We start from the raw sequence: 18,268 nt of genomic DNA on the forward strand, positions 1-18,268 counted from the left end.
ATCTTTCATAATAAAAAAACCATCAGTTTGATGGTTTTTTTATTATTGGAGCTGTGACAAAAAATTGCTCGAATCTTCAATAAGCACATGCCATAGTATTGATAGTTCATCAATTCCTTATTTTTAGAATGAATTTAAATACACAAATTTTAATTGCCGCAATCTTTGGTGTGCTATTTGGACTTTTGCTCACAGCACAGCCAGATACCGTCTTTGCTGCAAATAGTTTATATGGACTTGGAATTTTAAGTAGCATTTTTATTGGTTTGTTAAAAATGTTATTGATCCCACTGATTTTCAGTTCGATTGTCGTGGGTGTTTCCAATTTACAAGCAGGTGGGCAGTTTGGTCGCGTTTGGAAAGTGACCGCACTGAGTTGCTTAACGACAACGACACTAGCTCTCATTCTTGGAATTAGCTGTGCGCATATTTTTGAGGTCGGAAAGGGAATTGATATTACGGTATTTCAGGCTGCGATGCAGAGCCATGAAATACCAGCTACGCTGACACCATCCAGCTTTTTAACGAACTTTATTCAAAATACTTTAATTAATCCTTTCAAGGCATTCAGTGATGGCAATGTGCTGGCTGTTGTGGTATTCGCGCTATTCCTTGGCGTTGCTTTGGTAAAAGGAGGTGAGCGGTTCAATTCAGTTCGGCAAATCAGTCAGCAATTTTTTGAAATAATGATGATGTTGGTGGGTTGGGTGATGAAGCTTGCACCAATTGGGATTTTTGCCTTACTTGCGAAATTAATTGCAACCGAAGACCTCTCTGTTTTGAGTCGACTGTTCGAGTTTGCAGTTGTGGTGACAGGTACAACGATTTTTCATGGTCTCGTGGTACTGCCGTTGTTGCTTTGGATATTTGGAAAGATGAATCCAATAACCTTTTTTAGAGGAGCTAGAGCTGCATTGGTGACTGCATTTGCAACCAGTTCAAGTTCGGCAACGATGCCACTTAGTTTGAAGTGTGCTCAGGAAAATTTAGGCGTTCGTCCACAAACAGCGGGTTTTGTAATTCCTTTGGGTACGCAGTTAAATATGGATGGAACAGCGCTTTATGAGGCTGCGGCAGCATTGTTTATTGCAAATCTGATGGGGTTAGATTTAAGTTTAACGCAGCAAATTATTGTATGTTTGACTGCGATTATTGCATCTTTGGGTGCGCCAGGAATTCCAAGTGCTGGCATGGTGACGATGATTATGGTGCTGCAATCTGTTGGATTACCAGCAGAGGCAATCGCAATCTTACTTCCGATTGATCGTTTGTTGGATACGGTGCGTACCGTTGTGAATGTACAAGGCGATATGATGATTAGTGTGGTTGTTGATCGCTATGCGAAGCAAGTAGAAACAGAACCAAGCTGATTTTCCCACTATAAATCAGGCGTAAAAAAAAAGCAGGAGATAACTCCTGCTTTTTTTATTAACTTGAATTACGCAGCTTGTTGTAAAGCGCGTTTTGCAGCTGGTGAGTTAGTGAGGTAATTCACAGCATCTTGAGTATTCCCTTCTTTTACAGGGTCATACCAAGGCATTAAGTAATCAATTTGCTGAGCAACCAACCAAATTGGATTTGGAAGAATTTGGTTGTCCTTGCTGCCGATCTTATACCATTCTAGCCAAACCCAAGGTTTGAATAGACTTGGTTTCTTATCAGTAAAGCGTGGATCTTGGCTCATGATATGCGCTGCACCATCAACCCAAAGTCCTAGAACGCCAACAATTACGGCAACGCTAAGGTAGTAACGTGCAATATAGCCACCGCCTAAATGACGGTAGAGATCAAATGCAACTGTACGATGTTCGATTTCTTCTGAACCATGCCATTTGATCAAATCGATCATCTCAGGATCGGCACCGAGCTCTTCCCAGCGTTTATTATAGAGTGCATATTTACCAAGAACACAGGTCATATGTTCAACGGTAGCGATCACACCTAAGCGGAATAAATCCCATTGATGGTCAAGTATCTTAGGTACTTCTTTGCCGAAAGGTTTGTCAGCCAAAGCTTTGGTAAATAAGAAATCCATGATGTCTAAGTTACGTTGAATATCAATATTGCGCTGGCTTAGATATTCTTTATTTGCAGATGTATGCGCAACAGCGTGCATTGCTTCCTGACGAATAAAAGCTTGAACATCTTCTTTTAATTTCTCATCAGTAATTTCTGGCAGTACTTTGTTGTATAGACGGCAAAACCAAAATTCACCAGCAGGCAAAATATTGTTAATTTCATTAATAAAATAGCTGGCAAAAGGCTGATTTGGAATCCAATCTACAGGTGTTTTTTCCCAATCAAATTTTACTTTTCGAGGGAGGATTTTATAGTCGATCGAAGAACCAAGAACTTTGTTCTTCACAAATGATAGTAATTTCATCGTTTAGTCCTAATCGATAGTGCAATGAACCAACACTAAGCAGTATATGCAAACGACCTAGTGTTTGTGTTTAGCAATTCGGGACAATTAAAATTTATTTAATGCATCAAGTTGCATGAAATGCATTTTTTATTCTTCAATGTCTGTTTCAGACACTTCTGGGATTTCATTTAAGTCAAATTCAGACGATTGTTCGAGCGTATAGTTCAAACGACCAGCCATCACGCTTGAGAGTTCCTCTAAACCGATACGGTTGAGTGATGAGAACAATTGAATCGAGAAATCAAGTTTTATTTTCTTCAACTGTTGTTTGACTTCTAGTAAAGTTTTGTTCGCTGGGCCACGGTTGAGTTTGTCCGCTTTTGTTAGAAGAATATGTACAAATAAATGACGTGAATGTGCCCATTCCAACATCATTAAATCAAAGTGTTGTAATGGATGGCGAATATCCATCAACAGTACGAGACCTTGTAAACTCTTACGATGGATTAAGTAGTTCTCAAGTTCTTTTTGCCATACTATTTTCATGGCTTCAGGAACAGCAGCATAGCCATAACCAGGTAGGTCGACTAAGCGTTGGTCAGGATTTCCTAAGCTAAAAAAGTTGATCATTTGAGTACGACCAGGTTTTTTAGAAGCGCGTGCAAGTTGCTTTTGATTGGTTAGTGCATTGATTGCACTTGATTTACCAGCATTCGAACGTCCTGCAAATGCAATTTCATAGCCTGTATCTTCTACGCATAAAGCGAGCTTAGGCGCACTCATTAAAAACTCAGCTTGGCGTAACCAATTTAAAGACTGTACCGCATACTCAGTTAATGCAGGATCAGTTTTCTTTTCATAACTGATTTTTTGTTTAGGTGCGAGTTTGGCTTTGGTGTCTTTAGATTGTTGACGCTGACGCATAGAAGCTTACTTTTGAATTGAAATAGCAAAGCTATTATAAAGGATGTCAGGGAATCGTGCGAATGTGATGGTTAAGCTTTTTGAGTGAGTTGTAAAAAATCAATATGAGAGCTTTGAGAGGACGGTAGAATACCGTGTTGTAAAACTTCGCCTAAAGTATAGCGGTCAAGGCTTTGGTAAAAGCTTTCTAGAGCTTGATCTAAGATACCTTTCAGGCCACATTGAGAGCGTAATACACAAGGTGGAGTATTACATTCTACGATTTGGTGATTACCTTGCAAAATACGAACAATTTCACCGAGTTTGATATTGCGTGCATCTGGATTTAAGCGAATTCCACCGCCTTTGCCGCGGATGGTGACAATCCAATGTTGTTTCCCCATAAAGTGAACAACTTTCACCAAATGGTTTTGTGAGACATGGAGGTCTTTGGCTATATCGGCGATTGTATAAGGCACATCGTTTGGACGAGCGACATACAATAAAATCCTTAATGCATAATCAGTAAATTTATTGAGTTGCATAACTTCGCCCAATCTATTGTTATAGATAGAAAAGGCTAGTCTATATCACCGACTAGCCTTATGCAAAACACTGATCGAGATCAGCTTAGTTTTACGCCGCCTGTTCCAAATGCTTCGCTATGAATGTTTTCAGCTGGAATGCCACGAGCAACCAGCGCTTTGTGTTGCTCTGCCATAAACGGCATAGGGCCACATAAATAGTAATCGGCATTTGCTGGCAAGATCGCCGTATCGATTGAACTCAAATCTAAGCGTCCTGCGAGATTATAATCTTCACCTAATACATCATTTTGATGTGGGAATTCATAGGCTGTGAATGTGCTCAAGCGAGGATATTGTGATTTAAGCGCATGAATATGTTTTTTCATTGCATGAACATGGCTACTGCGACATGCATGGATAAAGCTAACTGGTTGCGGCATATCCAGTGTTACGAGTTGATTTAGCATCGCGATCATTGGAGTTAAGCCAACACCACCGCTAATAAATACATTGCGTTTACTGCTATCAATCAGATAGAAATTACCTGTAGGTGCGGATACTTCAATTTCAGCACCTTCTGCCAAACTATGTAAAGTGCTAGATACCCAACCACTTGCGAGATCGCCTTTTTCATCTTCTCGTTTGACTGAGATACGAAGGTAATCGCTTTGCGGGCAAGTTGATAAAGTATATTGACGAGGTTGTTTTAAGTTGAGTTCAGGAACAAATACACGAACTGAAATGTATTGGCCTGCTTCATATTTTGGTAAATCGCCACCGTCGACAGGTTCGAGATAGAACGAAGTGATTTCTTCACTTTCCACAACTTTTTTCGCAATTTTAAAATTACGCCAACCTAACCAACTACCTTTGGTTTGTTGGTGTTGATCATAAATGGCTTTTTCTGTGCTAATGAAAAGATCAGCTAATTGACCATAAGCCGCAGCCCAAGCATCAATGAGTGGATCATCCATAGAAATGCTGAGAACTTCACTAATTGAATGCAGAAGATTTTCACCCACAATATTGTAGTCAGGTGCTTGAATATTCAGGCTGACATGTTTGTGTGCGATTAACTCGACGACAGGGAGTAGCACAGAGGGGTCTTCAATATTTTCTGCATAAGCTAAAACAGTACCTGCGAGTGCTTGAGCCTGAGCACCGCTACGTTGATGTCCCATATTAAAGGTTTCTTTTAATTCAGGATTATTGCCCAGCATACGGTTATAGAAGTACCCCGTTAGCGCGACACCATTTTCACGGAGAACAGGAACAGTAGCTTTTACTAGGTCGATTTGCTGCGGAGTCATGAGTGATCTCTCTTGGCTAAGATTTATAAGATGCATTTAAAATACATCTTATAAAATGTATTTGCAATACATCTTAGAATAAATTCCATAAAAAAAATAAGGGATAATAAATTATCCCTTGATTAATCATTGGAAAAGCTTTTATTTCTTTCCAAATAGCGAACCGAGCAAACCACGTACAATTTTTTGTCCTGTGCTGCCGCCTAAGCTTCTTGCCGCACTTTTGGCGAATGTCCCAACAATATCTTGTGTTAATTTTTCGCGATCACGTTGTGCTTTCTCCGCCGCTTTTTGCTGCTCTTTAGCAAAACGTTCTTGTTCTTTTGCTTGTTGTTTGGCTAAAATTTCTTGTTCTTTACTTTGCTGTTTAGCGAGAGCATCAGCTTCTTTTTGTTGAGCTTGTTGAAGTACTTTCTGTTGTAGTAATTCATAAGCGCTATCACGATCGACCGCTTGATCATAGACACCCGCCACAATGCTTTGCGCAATAATCACTTGTCGCTCTTCAGGTGTAATTGGGTTAAATGCGGAGTAGGGGGGCATAACCCAGCCGCGTTCTACAATTTGTGGCGTACCTTGTTCATCTAAGCAGCTAATCAGTGCTTCACCGACAGCAAGTTCAGTGATCGCTTGATCAACCTTAAAATCTGGGTTAGCGCGAAAGGTATCTGCAGCGGTCTTTACTGCTTTTTGGTCTTTTGGTGTGAATGCTCTTAACGCATGCTGTACACGGTTACCAAGTTGTCCTAAGACGCTTTCAGGTAAGTCGAGTGGATTTTGGGTGATGAAGTAAATCCCAACCCCTTTAGAACGAATCAGGCGAACCACTTGCTCAATTTTTTCTTGTAAATTTTGGCTGGCATTGTCAAAGAGTAAATGCGCCTCATCGAAGAAAAATACCAGTTTAGGTTTATCCATATCACCAACTTCGGGTAACTGTTCAAAAAGTTCAGACAGCATCCAAAGTAGGAATGTGGCATAAAGCTTGGGGGTATTCATGAGTTTGTCAGCAGCTAAAATATTAATATAGCCATGACCATTCGAATCGGTTTGAATGAAGTCTAAAATATTGAGGCTCGGCTCACCAAAGAATTGTTCGCCCCCTTGATCGCCAAGCGCCAGTAAGTTGCGTTGGATTGCACCAAGACTTGCAGGTGAGAGGTTGCCATATTCTGCTTTAAGATCAGCCGCATTTTCACTGACATAGGTCAGCATAGCTTTTAAATCTTTAAAGTCGATGAGCAATAGGCCTTGATCATCTGCAATTCTGAAGACTGCTGATAGCACACCTTCTTGCGTGTCATTTAGATTCAGCATCCGAGCTAATAATAGTGGACCAATTTCTGAAATCGTTGTGCGAATGGGGTGTCCTTGTTGGCCAAATAAATCCCAAAAAATCACAGGTGAAGCTGCAAATGGAACTGACTCTATGCCTAAAAGTTTCAAGCGCTCATCAAATTTAGGGCTGCTTGTTCCTGCTTTTGCAAGACTGGAAACATCACCTTTGGCATCGGCTAAAAATACAGGCACACCAAGACGCGAAAAGCTTTCAGCAAGAACTTTGAGTGTGACGGTTTTACCCGTACCCGTCGCGCCTGCAATCAAGCCATGTCGGTTTGCAAATTGTGAATGTAAAACGATATCTTGTGTTGTATCTGTGGTTTTCTTAGCAATAACAATTGGTGTACTCATTCTTCACCTATTTTTGATTTCATTCGAGCTGTTTTAATGCATTTTGAATATCTTGAATTAAATCTTCTGGATGTTCTAGTCCTATACAGAAGCGAACCAATAAACCTTGTTGTAAATGTGTATTGCTAAGCGAACGCATCTGTTTTAAATCGTAGGGCATCGCCAAGCTCACAGGCCCACCCCAACTAAAACCCAGTTTAAATAATTGCAGGCTGTCGCAAAATTTACGGACAGCGGTTAAATCATAATCTGGCTTAAAAATGACACTTACTAAACCTGCGCTTTTACCTGTACTACAAACTTCAGCCCAAAATTGATGACCCGCAGCATTGCTTAAACTTGGGTGTAATATTTGGCTAAATTGCGGTTGCTGTTTTAACCAATCTAAGACTTTGATTGCATTAAGCGATTGCTGGTCATAACGTAGCGACATATGTGCCAGACTACGTTGGATTTGAGCACTATCATCTCCTGAAACGCAGATCCCTTGTGTCGCATGCATTTTGAAAAGCTTGTGATGTAATTGTTGATCTCTGGTCACTACTGAACCCATTAAAATATCGCCGCCACCGCTTGGGTATTTGGTGAGTGCATGCACAGTTAAATCTACTGATAAATGTTCATCTGAAAAATCAAATGCATTAAATGCTAGACCAGCTCCCCAAGTATTGTCTAAGGCAGTGATGACATTAGCTTGTTGTGCTTTTTTGACTAAATTTTTTAGATCAGGAAATTCGAGTGTCACTGAACCCGCTGCCTCTAGCCAAATAAGTTTGCTTTTTTCAGTAGGCTGAAAGCTATCGGCATCAATAGGGTTATAAATTTTGACGGAAATACCGTAACGATCTTGTAGGTTGTTTAAATGCTCAAGGTTAGGCCCATAAATGTTGTCGGCTACCCAGACTTCATCACCTGAACTTAATAAAGTGGTATTGACCAAATTAATTGCAGATAGACCACTAGGCGCAAGTAAGCTGAAAATGCCGCCTTCGATTTGAGCGATGTTATCGCCTAAAGTAAATGTTGTCGGTGTCCCATGTGTGCCGTAACTATAATCATAGCGATCGGTCCAGTGACGATCAAAAAGGTGCGATGTGCTTTTAAAAATAATGGTCGACGCACGATATAGGGGAGGTTGAATCGTTTCTATATATTGAGGAGCTGTTCGTGGTGCATGAATTAAATCAGTTTGTGCATTCTTATGTTTAGTCATGGTGCAAAATCAAAGCAATATAATAATTTAGGTTAAGAGAAAATAACAAAAGCTGCCAGTGGTTTGCATCTTTTGTACAGAATCGTTACAGATAAAGCGCTTGGAGAAAAACTGGCTTTATTTTTGCTAAGACTTACTTATCATTCTAACGATAATAGGTTTGAGCGCATGAAGTCGCATTTAAGAGTGCATTATTTTCAGCACATTGCAGGCGAAGGTTATGGGAGTTGTTATGACTTCCTAAAGGCACATAAGGCAAAGATTACGGCAACCGAATTTTTTGCCTTACCTGTAGATTTGCCATTAGAGCTAGAAGCATTACCTCGAGTGGATGAAGTTGATTTACTCATTATCATGGGAGGAACCATGAGTGTGAATGATGAAGCGAATTATCCATGGTTAAAACTAGAAAAAAGATGGTTACGTCGTTATTTAGCGGCAGGTAAGCCTGCAATCGGTTTGTGCCTTGGTGGACAACTTATAGCAAATGCATTAGGCGCTGCGGTGAGCCGTAATCGTCATCAGGAATTAGGTTGGATGGATGTTGGTAGAGCTTCACATATTCCAGAAGAATGCTTTCAGATCCCTGAAAAGATTAATATTATGCAATGGCATAGTGAAACTTTTGAAATTCCAAAAGGCGGTGTGCGTTTGGCTGAAAATAAAGTATGCCGTAATCAACTCTATCAAATTGGTCGAAATGTATTGGGGTTTCAATTTCATCCTGAAATGACACCGCATGCTTTACAGCTATTAATTGAAAATGAAGAGGACTTGGCAATTTTTGATGGAGAGTATGTTCAGTCAATGAGTGATTTAAAACGATCAAATCAAACTAAATTTGAGCAGGGGAATACGTTGTTAAACCAAGCGATTGAATATGTAGTAAGTGCTTAACAAAACTTTAAAGTTAAAAAATTAAAAGAAGAATTGCATAAGACTTAAACAATAGTTATAATAAGCGACCCTCAAATGGAGGGCGTTTTCTACGAAGAAAGTAGTTAACGCATTACAGTCGTGGCATCGATCACGACCTTAGTGAATTTCACTGCCCTTGACACTTGCCAAATGGTGAGGTGCGTCATGGGTGATTCTTTATATATTTGGCTTGGAGTTTACTGGTATGTCTAACCAGAGAATTCGTATCCGTTTGAAGTCTTTTGATCATCGTCTGATCGATCAATCTGCTCAAGAGATCGTAGAAACCGCTAAGCGTACTGGCGCACAAGTGTGTGGTCCAATTCCGATGCCTACTCGCATCGAACGCTTCAACGTTCTTACTTCACCACACGTCAACAAAGACGCTCGTGACCAGTATGAAATCCGCACTTATAAACGTTTGATCGACATCGTTCAACCTACAGATAAAACTGTTGATGCATTGATGAAGTTAGATCTTGCTGCTGGTGTAGATGTTCAGATCGCTTTGGGTTAAGGCTTTCGGTTGATTAACGTTTAAGTTAATTAGGCCGCTTTATTAGAGGTTTATGCACATGGCTATTGGTTTAGTCGGTCGCAAATGTGGTATGACTCGCGTCTTTACAGATGCTGGTGTATCTGTACCTGTTACAGTTATCGAAGTCGATCCAAACCGCATTACGCAAATCAAAACACTTGAGACTGATGGTTATCAAGCAATTCAAGTAACTACTGGTGAACGTCGCGAATCGCGCGTAACTAACGCTCAGAAAGGTCACTTCGCTAAAGCGGGTGTTGCTGCTGGTCGTTTAGTTAAAGAGTTCCGTGTTACTGAAGCTGAGCTTGAAGGCCGTGAAGTTGGTGGTTCTATCGGTGTTGACTTGTTTACAGTTGGTCAAATTGTTGACGTAACTGGTCAGTCTAAAGGTAAAGGCTTCCAAGGTGGTGTTAAGCGTTGGAACTTCCGTACGCAAGATGCTACTCATGGTAACTCTGTATCTCACCGTGTATTAGGTTCTACAGGTCAAAACCAAACACCTGGTCGCGTGTTCAAAGGCAAGAAAATGGCTGGTCACTTAGGTGATGAACGCGTAACAGTTCAAGGTCTTGAAATCGTATCTATTGACGCTGAACGTTCTGTTTTAGTTGTTAAAGGTGCAATCCCTGGTGCAACGAATGGTGACGTGATTGTACGTCCTACCATCAAAGCGTAAGGTGAAATAGAATGAATTTAAAAACTGTTTCTGGCGCTGCGGTTGAATTATCAGAAGTTGCTTTTGGTCGTGAATTTAACGAAGCTCTTGTACACCAAGTTGTTACAGCTTACTTAGCTGGTGGTCGTCAAGGTACTCGTGCTCAAAAATCACGTGCAGACGTTTCTGGTGGTGGTAAGAAGCCATTCCGTCAAAAAGGTACTGGTCGCGCTCGTGCGGGTTCTATTCGTAGCCCGATCTGGGTTGGTGGTGGTAAAACTTTTGCTGCTCGTCCACAAGATTGGTCTCAAAAAGTAAACCGTAAGATGTACCGCGGTGCAATGCAATGTATCTTAGCTGAACTTGTTCGCCAAGATCGTCTTGTATTAGTTGAAGAGTTTGCTGTTGCAGCTCCTAAGACTAAAGAATTGCTTGCTAAATTGAACGACTTGAATGCAACTCGTGCATTGATCGTTACAGATGCTGTAGATGAGAACTTGTATCTTGCAGCGCGCAACATTCCACACGTTGATGTGGTTGATGCAACTGCAATTGATCCTGTTAGCTTGATCGCATTCGATAAAGTTGTCATGTCTGTAGCTGCTGCTAAGAAAATTGAGGTAGAACTCGGATGAACAACGAACGTTTATATCAAGTCCTACAAGGACCAGTATTCTCAGAAAAAGCGCAAGTTTTAGGTGATACTGCTGGTGTTCAAGTATTTAAAGTTGCATTAAATGCAAACAAACTTGAAATCAAAAAAGCAGTTGAGCAACTCTTCGGTGTTGAAGTTGTTAAAGTAAATACAACGATCACTAAAGGTAAAACAAAACGCTTTGGTCGTACATTAGGACGTCGTTCTGATGTTAAAAAAGCATACGTCACCCTGAAAGCTGGCCAAGATGTTGAAATGGCTGACTTGGGCGATACCGCTGAAAACGCAGCGGAATAAGGACGAAAACTATGCCTATTCAAAAATGTAAGCCAACGTCTCCAGGACGTCGCTTTGTAGAGAAAGTGGTTCATGACCACCTTCACAAAGGCGCTCCTTATGCACCGTTGGTAGAAGCTAAAAAACGTACTGGTGGTCGTAATAACAATGGTCACATCACTACACGTCACGTGGGTGGTGGTCATAAGCAAAACTACCGTATCGTAGATTTCAAACGTAACAAAGATGGTATTCCAGCGACTGTTGAGCGCATCGAATACGATCCTAACCGTACAGCTCATATTGCTTTGTTGAAATATGCTGACGGTGAACGTCGTTACATCATTGCGCCGAAAGGCTTACGTGCTGGTGATAAAGTTCAATCTGGTAACGATGCTCCAATTCGTCCAGGTAACTGCTTACCACTTCGTAACATGCCAATTGGTTCTACACTTCACAATCTTGAACTTAAAATCGGTAAAGGTGCTCAATTAGCACGTTCTGCTGGTACTTCAGTTCAATTGTTGGGTCGTGATGGTTCTTACGCTATCGTTCGTTTACGTTCTGGTGAAATGCGTAAAGTTCACGTTGAATGTCGTGCTGTAATTGGTGAAGTTTCTAACCAAGAAAGCAACCTTCGTTCATTGGGTAAAGCTGGTGCTGCGCGCTGGCGTGGTGTTCGTCCTACCGTTCGTGGTATGGCGATGAACCCGGTAGATCACCCGCACGGTGGTGGTGAAGGACGTAGTAAAGGTATTCAACCTGTAAGTCCATGGGGTCAAAAAGCTAAAGGGTACAAGACACGTACCAACAAGCGTACGACTAAGATGATTATTCGCGACCGTCGCGTCAAGTAAGGGAATCTGAATAATGCCTCGTTCATTAAAAAAAGGTCCATTCGTCGACGCGCATTTGTTCGCTAAGGTTGAAGCTGCGATTGCTGCTAACAACCGTAAGCCGATCAAAACATGGTCACGTCGTTCAATGATCCTTCCAGACTTTGTTGGTTTAACAATTTCTGTTCACAATGGCCGTAACCACGTTCCAGTAATTGTTACTGAGCACATGGTTGGTCATAAATTGGGTGAATTCGCGCCAACTCGTACCTATCGTGGTCACGGTGTTGATAAGAAGTCTAAACGTTAATAGGTGCTATGATGGAAGTAACTGCTAAATTACGCGGTGCCGCTATCTCGGCACAAAAAGCACGTTTAGTTGCTGATTTGATCCGTGGTAAGTCGGTTGCACGTGCGATAGACATTTTAAACTTCAGCAACAAGAAAGCAGCTGTGCTTGTTAAAAAAGCACTTGAATCTGCAATCGCGAATGCTGAACACAACAACAGCTTAGATGTTGATGACCTTAAAGTAACTACGATTTACGTTGATGAAGGCATGAGCCTTAAACGTATCATGCCACGTGCTAAAGGCCGTGCAGATCGTATTACTAAGCGTACTTGTCACATCACCGTTAAGGTAGGGGTTTGATATGGGTCAGAAGGTTCATCCAATCGGTATCCGCCTAGGTGTTGTGAAACGCCATAACGCTAACTGGTATGCGAATCCGAAACAATACGCTGAATACTTGCTTAAAGATCTTCAAGTTCGTGAGTTTTTAACTAAAAAACTTAAGAACGCGATGGTAAGCAATATTCTTATCGAACGTCCTACTGGCGCTGCTAAAGTAACGATTAGCACTGCTCGTCCTGGTATCGTTATCGGTAAAAAAGGCGAAGACATTGAAAAATTACAGCGCGAACTCACTAACATTATGGGTGTTCCTGCGCAAGTTAGCATCAACGAAATCGATCGCCCTGACTTAGACGCTCGTTTAGTTGCTGAAGCAATTGCTTCTCAATTAGAAAAGCGTGTTATGTTCCGTCGTGCTATGAAGCGTGCGGTTCAAAACACGATGCGTGCTGGCGCTAAAGGTATCAAAGTTGAAGTTTCTGGCCGTTTAGGTGGTGCAGAGATCGCTCGTACTGAATGGTATCGTGAAGGTCGTGTACCTTTGCATACACTTCGTGCGGATATCGACTACTCTACTTTCCGTGCAGAAACTACTTACGGTACGATCGGTGTTAAAGTTTGGATTTTCCGTGGCGAGATCTTAGGTGGCATGAAACAAGTCATGAACCCTGCTCCTGCTGAAGAGCGTCCAGCTAAACGTGGTCGTGGTCGTGGTGAAGGTCAAGAGCGTCGTGGTCGTCGCAATGACCGTGCTGCTGACAAGGGAGAATAATCCATGTTGCAACCTAAACGTACCAAATTCCGTAAAGTGCACAAAGGCCGTAACACTGGTCTAGCGCATCGTGGTAGTACAGTATCATTTGGTTCGATTGCAATTAAAGCAACTGAACGTGGTCGTATGACTGCTCGTCAGATTGAAGCTTGCCGTCGTACCATCAGCCGTCGTATTAAGCGTGGTGGTAAAATCTTCATCCGCGTATTCCCGGACAAACCAATTACCGAAAAACCATTAGAAGTTCGTATGGGTAAAGGTAAAGGTAGCGTGGAATACTGGGTTTGTCAGATCCAGCCAGGTAAGATCCTGTACGAAATTGAAGGTGTTAACGATGAGTTAGCGCGTGAAGCATTTGCTTTAGCTGCTGCTAAACTTCCGTTTAAAACCACTATCGTGACTCGGACGGTAATGTAATGAAAACTAAAGATCTACGTGAAAAATCGGTAGAAGAGTTGAAGGCTTTGCTTGATGAGCAACAGCTTAACCAATTCCGTCTTCGTATGGCGAAAGCAACTGGTCAATTAGGCAAATCGCATGAAGTGCAAATTGCTCGTAAGACAATTGCTCGTATCAAGACACTCCTTACCGAAAAACAGGGGAACGGACAATGAGTGAAAAAACAGTCCGCACGTTAACCGGCAAAGTCGTAAGCGACAAAATGGACAAGTCTATTGTTGTGCTTATTGAACGCCGCGTTCAACACCCGTTGTATGGCAAATCAATCCGCCGTTCAACTAAATTACACGCTCACGATGAGAACAATGTTGCTAAAACTGGCGACTTAGTGACCATCAAAGAAAGCCGCCCAATTTCTAAAACTAAAGCTTGGACTTTAGTGGAAGTAGTTGAAGCTGCTGCTGAGTAATTAGACGTTCTTGTTGCATCATCGGACAATTTCGAGTACTCTTTGAGCCTTTCGAAATTGTGACCGGTGATGCTCGGTTTTGGAGTAGGGCAATGATTCAAACCGAAAGTATGCTCGACGTAGCAGACAACAGTGGTGCACGCCGCGTACAATGTATTAAAGTACTTGGTGGTTCACATCGTCGTTATGCTTCTGTTGGCGACATTATTAAAGTTACTGTAAAAGAAGCAATCCCACGCGCACGTGTTAAAAAAGGTGACGTGATGAATGCTGTAGTTGTTCGTACAAAATTCGGCATCCGTCGTCCAGATGGTTCAGTTATTCGTTTCGACGATAACGCAGCTGTTATTTTGAATAACAACAAAGCTCCGATTGCTACTCGTATCTTCGGACCAGTGACTCGTGAACTTCGTACTGAACAGTTCATGAAAATCATTTCATTGGCTCCTGAAGTTCTATAAGAGGCAATCATGGCTAAGATTAAAAAAGGCGATCAAGTAATCGTGATCGCAGGTAAAGAAAAAGGCAAACAGGGTACTGTTTTGTCTGTTTCTGAAGATCGAGTTAAGGTCGAAGGTCTTAACTTAGTGAAGAAGCACCAAAAGCCAAACCGTGTAACTGGCGCTGAAGGCGGTATCGTTACTCAAGAGGCTACGCTTCATATCTCAAACGTGGCAATTTTTAATGCTACAACCCAAAAGGCTGACCGTGTTGGTTACCAAGTGATTGATGGCGCGAAAACTCGTGTTTATAAATCAAATGGTGAATCAGTGGCGGCAGCGAAGTAATAGGTTGAAAAGGCAATGGCCAGACTTAAAGCACGTTACAATGACGAACTTAAAGCGAAGTTAAAAGAAGAACTTGGCGTTAAGAACGTGATGGATATTCCACGCATCACTAAAATCACCCTTAACATGGGTGTAGGCGCAGCTGCAACTGATAAGAAATTATTAGATGGCGCTGTTGCTGACATGCAACTCATTGCTGGTCAAAAACCAGTTGTGACTCTTGCTCGTAAATCAATCGCAGGTTTCAAAATCCGTGATGGTTGGCCGATCGGTTGTAAAGTAACTTTACGCGGCGACCAAATGTACGAATTCTTGGATCGTTTGATCTCGATCGCAATCCCTCGTATCCGTGACTTCCGTGGTTTCTCTGCGAAATCATTTGATGGTCGTGGTAACTACTCTATGGGTTTAAAAGAGCAAATCGTTTTCCCTGAAATCGATTTTGACAAAATTGATCGTATCCGTGGTTTAGACATCACGATCACGACAACTGCTCGTAGCGATGACGAAGGCCGTGCGCTTATGCGTGCATTCGGCTTCCCGTTCAAATAAGAGGTCGATATGGCTAAGAAAGGTATGATTAATCGCGAATTGAAACGCGAAAAGACAGTTGCAAAATACGCTGCAAAACGTGCTGAATTAAAAGCTGTTATTGCAAATGTAAACGCAAGTGACGAAGAACGTTTCGAAGCGATGTTAAAGTTACAAGCATTGCCACGTAATGCATCTCCAGTACGTCTTCGTAACCGCTGTGGTTTAACTGGTCGTCCTCATGGTTACTTCCGTAAGTTCGGTTTAAGCCGTAACAAATTACGTGACACAGTAATGCAGGGTGATGTACCAGGCGTTGTTAAGGCAAGCTGGTAAGGAGCGACTAAATGAGTATGCAAGATACCGTTGCCGACATGTTAACACGTGTTCGTAACGCACAAATGGCAAAGAAACAAACTGTTTCTATGCCTTCTTCTAAGTTGAAAGTTGCAATTGCAAACGTACTTCAACAAGAAGGTTATATTTCAAATGTAGAAGTGGCTCAAGAAGACACTAAATCTACTTTGACTATTACGTTAAAATATTTCGAAGGCAAGCCAGTTATCGAAATGGTTAAGCGCGTAAGCCGTCCAGGTCTTCGCCAATACCGTGGTAAAGATAAACTTCCTAGCGTTAAGCAAGGTTTAGGCGTTGCAATTGTTTCTACAAGCAAAGGCATCATGACTGATCGCGCTGCACGTGCTGCGGGCATCGGTGGTGAAGTTATTGCTTTTGTTTCTTAATAGGTGATTCCTCATGTCTCGTGTGGCTAAAGCCCCAGTAGCTGTACCTAATGGTGTAACAGTTACTCAGAACGGCCGGCAGGTCGAAGTGAAAGGCAGCAAAGGTACATTGTCTTTCAACCTGCATGCGCTGGTCGAGCTAAAACAGGAAGAAGGTAAACTTCAACTTGCTCCAGCTAAAGAGTCGAAAGACGCTTGGATGCAAGCTGGTACTGCTCGCGCTGTATTGAATAACCTTGTAAAAGGTGTTAGTGAAGGCTTCGAACGTAAGTTACAGCTCGTTGGTGTTGGTTATAAAGCTGCAGTTAAAGGTTCTGTTGTGAACCTTGCACTCGGTTACTCACACCCAATTGACTACGCTTTACCTGAAGGTGTAACAGCGGAAACTCCAACTGCAACTGAAATCATTTTGAAATCGGCAAACAAGCAGTTGTTAGGTCAAGTGGCAGCGGAAATCCGTGCATACCGTTCTCCTGAACCATATAAAGGTAAAGGTGTTCGTTATTCGGATGAAGTTATTCTTCGTAAAGAAGCTAAGAAGAAATAAGGCGCGAGGTTCTTATGAACGAAAAGAAACAAACCCGTTTGCGTCGTGCGAAAAGCACACGCTTGCACATTCGTGCATTGGGTGCGACTCGTTTGTGTGTAAACCGCACGCCGCGTCACATCTATGCTCAAGTTATTTCAGCAGATGGTGGCAAAGTTTTAGCGCAAGCTTCTACTTTGGATGCATCTTTACGTAGTGGTACTACTGGTAATGTTGAAGCTGCGACGAAAGTTGGTGCTTTGATCGCAGAACGTGCTAAAGCAGCTGGTGTTACTAAAGTTGCATTTGACCGTTCTGGTTTTAAATATCATGGTCGTATCAAAGCCTTGGCTGATGCTGCTCGTGAAGGCGGCTTGGAGTTCTAATCATGGCGAAAGTTGAACAAAACGAAGGTCTCGTTGAAAAGCTGGTTGCCGTTGATCGTGTAGCCAAGGTTGTTAAAGGTGGTCGTATTTTCTCTTTCACAGCATTAACTGTTGTGGGCGATGGTAACGGTCGTGTAGGTTTTGGTCGTGGTAAAGCACGTGAAGTTCCAGCTGCTATTTCTAAAGCACTTGAAGCTGCTCGTCGTAACATGATTACTGTAGACCTCGCGGGTACTACTTTACAACACCCTGTGAATGCTCGTCATGGTGCAAGCCGTGTATACATGCAACCTGCTTCAGAAGGTACTGGCGTAATCGCTGGTGGCGCAATGCGTGCTGTTCTTGAAGCTGCAGGTGTACATAACGTACTTGCTAAATGTTATGGTTCTACTAATGCTGCTAACGTAGTAAACGCAACTTTTAAAGGTTTGCGTGATATGACTTCTCCTGAGAAAGTCGCTGCGAAACGTGGTCTTTCAGTAGAACAAATTCAAGGGTAATCAATCATGAAAACGATTAAAGTTACCCAGACTAAATCTTCTTCGCATCGTTTAAAAAATCATAAACTTTGCTTACAAGGTCTAGGTCTGCGTCGTATTGGTCATACTGTAGAAGTGCAAGATACGCCTTCTAACCGTGGTATGATCAACAAAGTTTACTATATGGTTAGTGTAGAGGAATAAGCCATGACTCTGCGTTTAAATGAACTTTCACCTGCAGAAGGTGCAAAGCGTGAAAACCGTCGTCTAGGCCGTGGTATCGGTTCTGGCGTTGGTAAGACTGGTGGTCGTGGTATCAAAGGTCAAAACTCACGTAAAAGTGGTGGTACTCGTCCAGGCTTTGAAGGTGGTCAAACAGCGTTATATCGTCGTTTACCTAAATTCGGCTTCACTAGCCAAATCGCTTTGAAAACTGCTGAAGTACGCTTGTCTGAGTTAAATAAAGTTGAAGGCGACGTAGTTAGCCTTGAAACTTTAAAAGCTGCGAATGTTGTTCGTCGTGACCAAATTCGTGCTCGCATCGTGCTTTCTGGTGAAATCACTCGTGCATTCACTGTACAAGGTGTTGCGTTGACTAAAGGCGCTAAAGCAGCTGTTGAAGCTGCTGGCGGTAAAGTCGAGGAGTAATCTCGA

The 18,268-nt window shown here is 42.1% G+C and carries 28 protein-coding genes and 1 pseudogene; 23 read left to right on the forward strand and 6 right to left on the reverse strand.

Features of this window, described 5'->3' with window-relative positions:
* Nucleotides 1–128: 128 nt before the first annotated feature.
* On the forward strand, nt 129–1,370 hold the full coding sequence (locus tag ACF8D3_RS01885; protein WP_392469810.1) for a dicarboxylate/amino acid:cation symporter: 1,242 nt from the start codon (nt 129–131) through the stop codon (nt 1,368–1,370).
* Between the two features lie 68 nt (nt 1,371–1,438).
* Here the strand turns inward: ACF8D3_RS01885 and ACF8D3_RS01890 are convergent, their stop codons facing one another.
* The 6 genes from ACF8D3_RS01890 to ACF8D3_RS01915 form a co-directional block, all read right to left on the reverse strand.
* Nucleotides 1,439–2,383, reverse strand: a complete 945-nt coding sequence (locus ACF8D3_RS01890; RefSeq protein WP_392469812.1) for a metal-dependent hydrolase — start codon at nt 2,381–2,383, stop codon at nt 1,439–1,441.
* Nucleotides 2,384–2,512: 129 nt separating this feature from the next.
* Nucleotides 2,513–3,289: a ribosome biogenesis GTP-binding protein YihA/YsxC gene (yihA, locus tag ACF8D3_RS01895; RefSeq protein WP_392469814.1), complete on the reverse strand. Its 777-nt coding sequence runs from the start codon at nt 3,287–3,289 to the stop codon at nt 2,513–2,515.
* 71 nt (nt 3,290–3,360) lie between these two features.
* Nucleotides 3,361–3,813 carry an Rrf2 family transcriptional regulator gene (locus tag ACF8D3_RS01900; protein ID WP_004877642.1) on the reverse strand — a complete coding sequence of 151 codons (453 nt, stop codon included), beginning with the start codon at nt 3,811–3,813 and terminating at the stop codon, nt 3,361–3,363.
* 80 nt (nt 3,814–3,893) lie between these two features.
* Nucleotides 3,894–5,105, reverse strand: a complete 1,212-nt coding sequence (gene hmpA, locus ACF8D3_RS01905; protein ID WP_392469816.1) for an NO-inducible flavohemoprotein — start codon at nt 5,103–5,105, stop codon at nt 3,894–3,896.
* Nucleotides 5,106–5,246: 141 nt separating this feature from the next.
* Nucleotides 5,247–6,797 carry a helicase HerA-like domain-containing protein gene (locus tag ACF8D3_RS01910; protein WP_061393258.1) on the reverse strand — a complete coding sequence of 517 codons (1,551 nt, stop codon included), beginning with the start codon at nt 6,795–6,797 and terminating at the stop codon, nt 5,247–5,249.
* A gap of 19 nt (nt 6,798–6,816) precedes the next feature.
* Nucleotides 6,817–8,010 (reverse strand): PLP-dependent transferase, encoded by a 1,194-nt coding sequence (locus tag ACF8D3_RS01915; RefSeq protein WP_392469819.1) that lies wholly within the window; start codon nt 8,008–8,010, stop codon nt 6,817–6,819.
* Between the two features lie 168 nt (nt 8,011–8,178).
* Between ACF8D3_RS01915 and ACF8D3_RS01920 the strand changes: the two genes are divergently transcribed.
* The 22 genes and pseudogenes from ACF8D3_RS01920 to rplO all read left to right on the forward strand — a co-directional run bounded on the left by ACF8D3_RS01920 (nt 8,179) and on the right by rplO (nt 18,262).
* Nucleotides 8,179–8,907, forward strand: a complete 729-nt coding sequence (locus ACF8D3_RS01920; RefSeq protein ID WP_004877635.1) for a type 1 glutamine amidotransferase — start codon at nt 8,179–8,181, stop codon at nt 8,905–8,907.
* A 226-nt stretch (nt 8,908–9,133) separates the two neighbouring features.
* Complete coding sequence (rpsJ, locus tag ACF8D3_RS01925; protein WP_000070912.1) at nt 9,134–9,445, forward strand: 30S ribosomal protein S10; 312 nt, start codon at nt 9,134–9,136, stop codon at nt 9,443–9,445.
* Nucleotides 9,446–9,503: 58 nt separating this feature from the next.
* Nucleotides 9,504–10,142: a 50S ribosomal protein L3 gene (gene rplC, locus ACF8D3_RS01930; RefSeq protein ID WP_004678595.1), complete on the forward strand. Its 639-nt coding sequence runs from the start codon at nt 9,504–9,506 to the stop codon at nt 10,140–10,142.
* A gap of 11 nt (nt 10,143–10,153) precedes the next feature.
* Nucleotides 10,154–10,756, forward strand: a complete 603-nt coding sequence (gene rplD / locus ACF8D3_RS01935) for a 50S ribosomal protein L4 (protein WP_004877634.1) — start codon at nt 10,154–10,156, stop codon at nt 10,754–10,756.
* Nucleotides 10,753–11,073, forward strand: a complete 321-nt coding sequence (rplW, locus tag ACF8D3_RS01940) for a 50S ribosomal protein L23 (RefSeq protein WP_004877633.1) — start codon at nt 10,753–10,755, stop codon at nt 11,071–11,073. The genes rplD and rplW overlap by 4 nt, the downstream gene beginning before the upstream one ends.
* A gap of 11 nt (nt 11,074–11,084) precedes the next feature.
* Nucleotides 11,085–11,909: a 50S ribosomal protein L2 gene (rplB, locus tag ACF8D3_RS01945; protein ID WP_004657675.1), complete on the forward strand. Its 825-nt coding sequence runs from the start codon at nt 11,085–11,087 to the stop codon at nt 11,907–11,909.
* A gap of 13 nt (nt 11,910–11,922) precedes the next feature.
* Nucleotides 11,923–12,198, forward strand: a complete 276-nt coding sequence (rpsS, locus tag ACF8D3_RS01950) for a 30S ribosomal protein S19 (RefSeq protein WP_004641066.1) — start codon at nt 11,923–11,925, stop codon at nt 12,196–12,198.
* A gap of 11 nt (nt 12,199–12,209) precedes the next feature.
* A complete protein-coding gene (rplV, locus tag ACF8D3_RS01955) occupies nt 12,210–12,539 on the forward strand; it encodes a 50S ribosomal protein L22 (protein ID WP_004657676.1) in 330 nt (109 codons plus the stop codon).
* Nucleotide 12,540: 1 nt separating this feature from the next.
* A pseudogene (rpsC, locus tag ACF8D3_RS01960) lies at nt 12,541–13,357 on the forward strand (30S ribosomal protein S3).
* Nucleotides 13,297–13,710, forward strand: coding sequence for a 50S ribosomal protein L16 (rplP, locus tag ACF8D3_RS01965; protein WP_004641059.1), 414 nt, complete (start codon nt 13,297–13,299; stop codon nt 13,708–13,710). Before rpsC ends, rplP begins: the two are co-directional and overlap by 61 nt.
* A complete protein-coding gene (rpmC, locus tag ACF8D3_RS01970) occupies nt 13,710–13,907 on the forward strand; it encodes a 50S ribosomal protein L29 (RefSeq protein WP_000849927.1) in 198 nt (65 codons plus the stop codon). The genes rplP and rpmC overlap by 1 nt, the downstream gene beginning before the upstream one ends.
* Nucleotides 13,904–14,161 carry a 30S ribosomal protein S17 gene (gene rpsQ / locus ACF8D3_RS01975; RefSeq protein WP_004641057.1) on the forward strand — a complete coding sequence of 86 codons (258 nt, stop codon included), beginning with the start codon at nt 13,904–13,906 and terminating at the stop codon, nt 14,159–14,161. Before rpmC ends, rpsQ begins: the two co-directional genes overlap by 4 nt.
* 92 nt (nt 14,162–14,253) lie before the next feature.
* Entirely contained in the window at nt 14,254–14,622 is a 369-nt protein-coding gene (gene rplN, locus ACF8D3_RS01980) for a 50S ribosomal protein L14 (protein ID WP_004657680.1), read from the forward strand.
* Nucleotides 14,623–14,631: 9 nt separating this feature from the next.
* Complete coding sequence (rplX, locus tag ACF8D3_RS01985; protein ID WP_004877618.1) at nt 14,632–14,949, forward strand: 50S ribosomal protein L24; 318 nt, start codon at nt 14,632–14,634, stop codon at nt 14,947–14,949.
* Between the two features lie 15 nt (nt 14,950–14,964).
* Nucleotides 14,965–15,501 carry a 50S ribosomal protein L5 gene (gene rplE, locus ACF8D3_RS01990; protein ID WP_004877617.1) on the forward strand — a complete coding sequence of 179 codons (537 nt, stop codon included), beginning with the start codon at nt 14,965–14,967 and terminating at the stop codon, nt 15,499–15,501.
* Between the two features lie 9 nt (nt 15,502–15,510).
* Nucleotides 15,511–15,816, forward strand: a complete 306-nt coding sequence (gene rpsN, locus ACF8D3_RS01995) for a 30S ribosomal protein S14 (protein ID WP_004877616.1) — start codon at nt 15,511–15,513, stop codon at nt 15,814–15,816.
* Between the two features lie 11 nt (nt 15,817–15,827).
* Nucleotides 15,828–16,223 carry a 30S ribosomal protein S8 gene (gene rpsH, locus ACF8D3_RS02000; RefSeq protein WP_007480533.1) on the forward strand — a complete coding sequence of 132 codons (396 nt, stop codon included), beginning with the start codon at nt 15,828–15,830 and terminating at the stop codon, nt 16,221–16,223.
* Between the two features lie 13 nt (nt 16,224–16,236).
* A complete protein-coding gene (gene rplF, locus ACF8D3_RS02005; RefSeq protein WP_392469823.1) occupies nt 16,237–16,770 on the forward strand; it encodes a 50S ribosomal protein L6 in 534 nt (177 codons plus the stop codon).
* A gap of 14 nt (nt 16,771–16,784) precedes the next feature.
* A complete protein-coding gene (rplR, locus tag ACF8D3_RS02010; protein WP_004641044.1) occupies nt 16,785–17,135 on the forward strand; it encodes a 50S ribosomal protein L18 in 351 nt (116 codons plus the stop codon).
* Between the two features lie 2 nt (nt 17,136–17,137).
* Entirely contained in the window at nt 17,138–17,635 is a 498-nt protein-coding gene (gene rpsE / locus ACF8D3_RS02015) for a 30S ribosomal protein S5 (RefSeq protein WP_004657688.1), read from the forward strand.
* Nucleotides 17,636–17,641: 6 nt separating this feature from the next.
* Nucleotides 17,642–17,818 carry a 50S ribosomal protein L30 gene (rpmD, locus tag ACF8D3_RS02020; protein WP_000849088.1) on the forward strand — a complete coding sequence of 59 codons (177 nt, stop codon included), beginning with the start codon at nt 17,642–17,644 and terminating at the stop codon, nt 17,816–17,818.
* A gap of 3 nt (nt 17,819–17,821) precedes the next feature.
* Entirely contained in the window at nt 17,822–18,262 is a 441-nt protein-coding gene (gene rplO / locus ACF8D3_RS02025; protein WP_004877613.1) for a 50S ribosomal protein L15, read from the forward strand.
* The last annotated feature ends 6 nt before the right edge of the window (nt 18,263–18,268 follow it).

This window comes from Acinetobacter sp. YQ_14, from assembly GCF_043102985.1.
Taxonomy (GTDB): Bacteria; Pseudomonadota; Gammaproteobacteria; order Pseudomonadales; family Moraxellaceae; genus Acinetobacter; species Acinetobacter venetianus.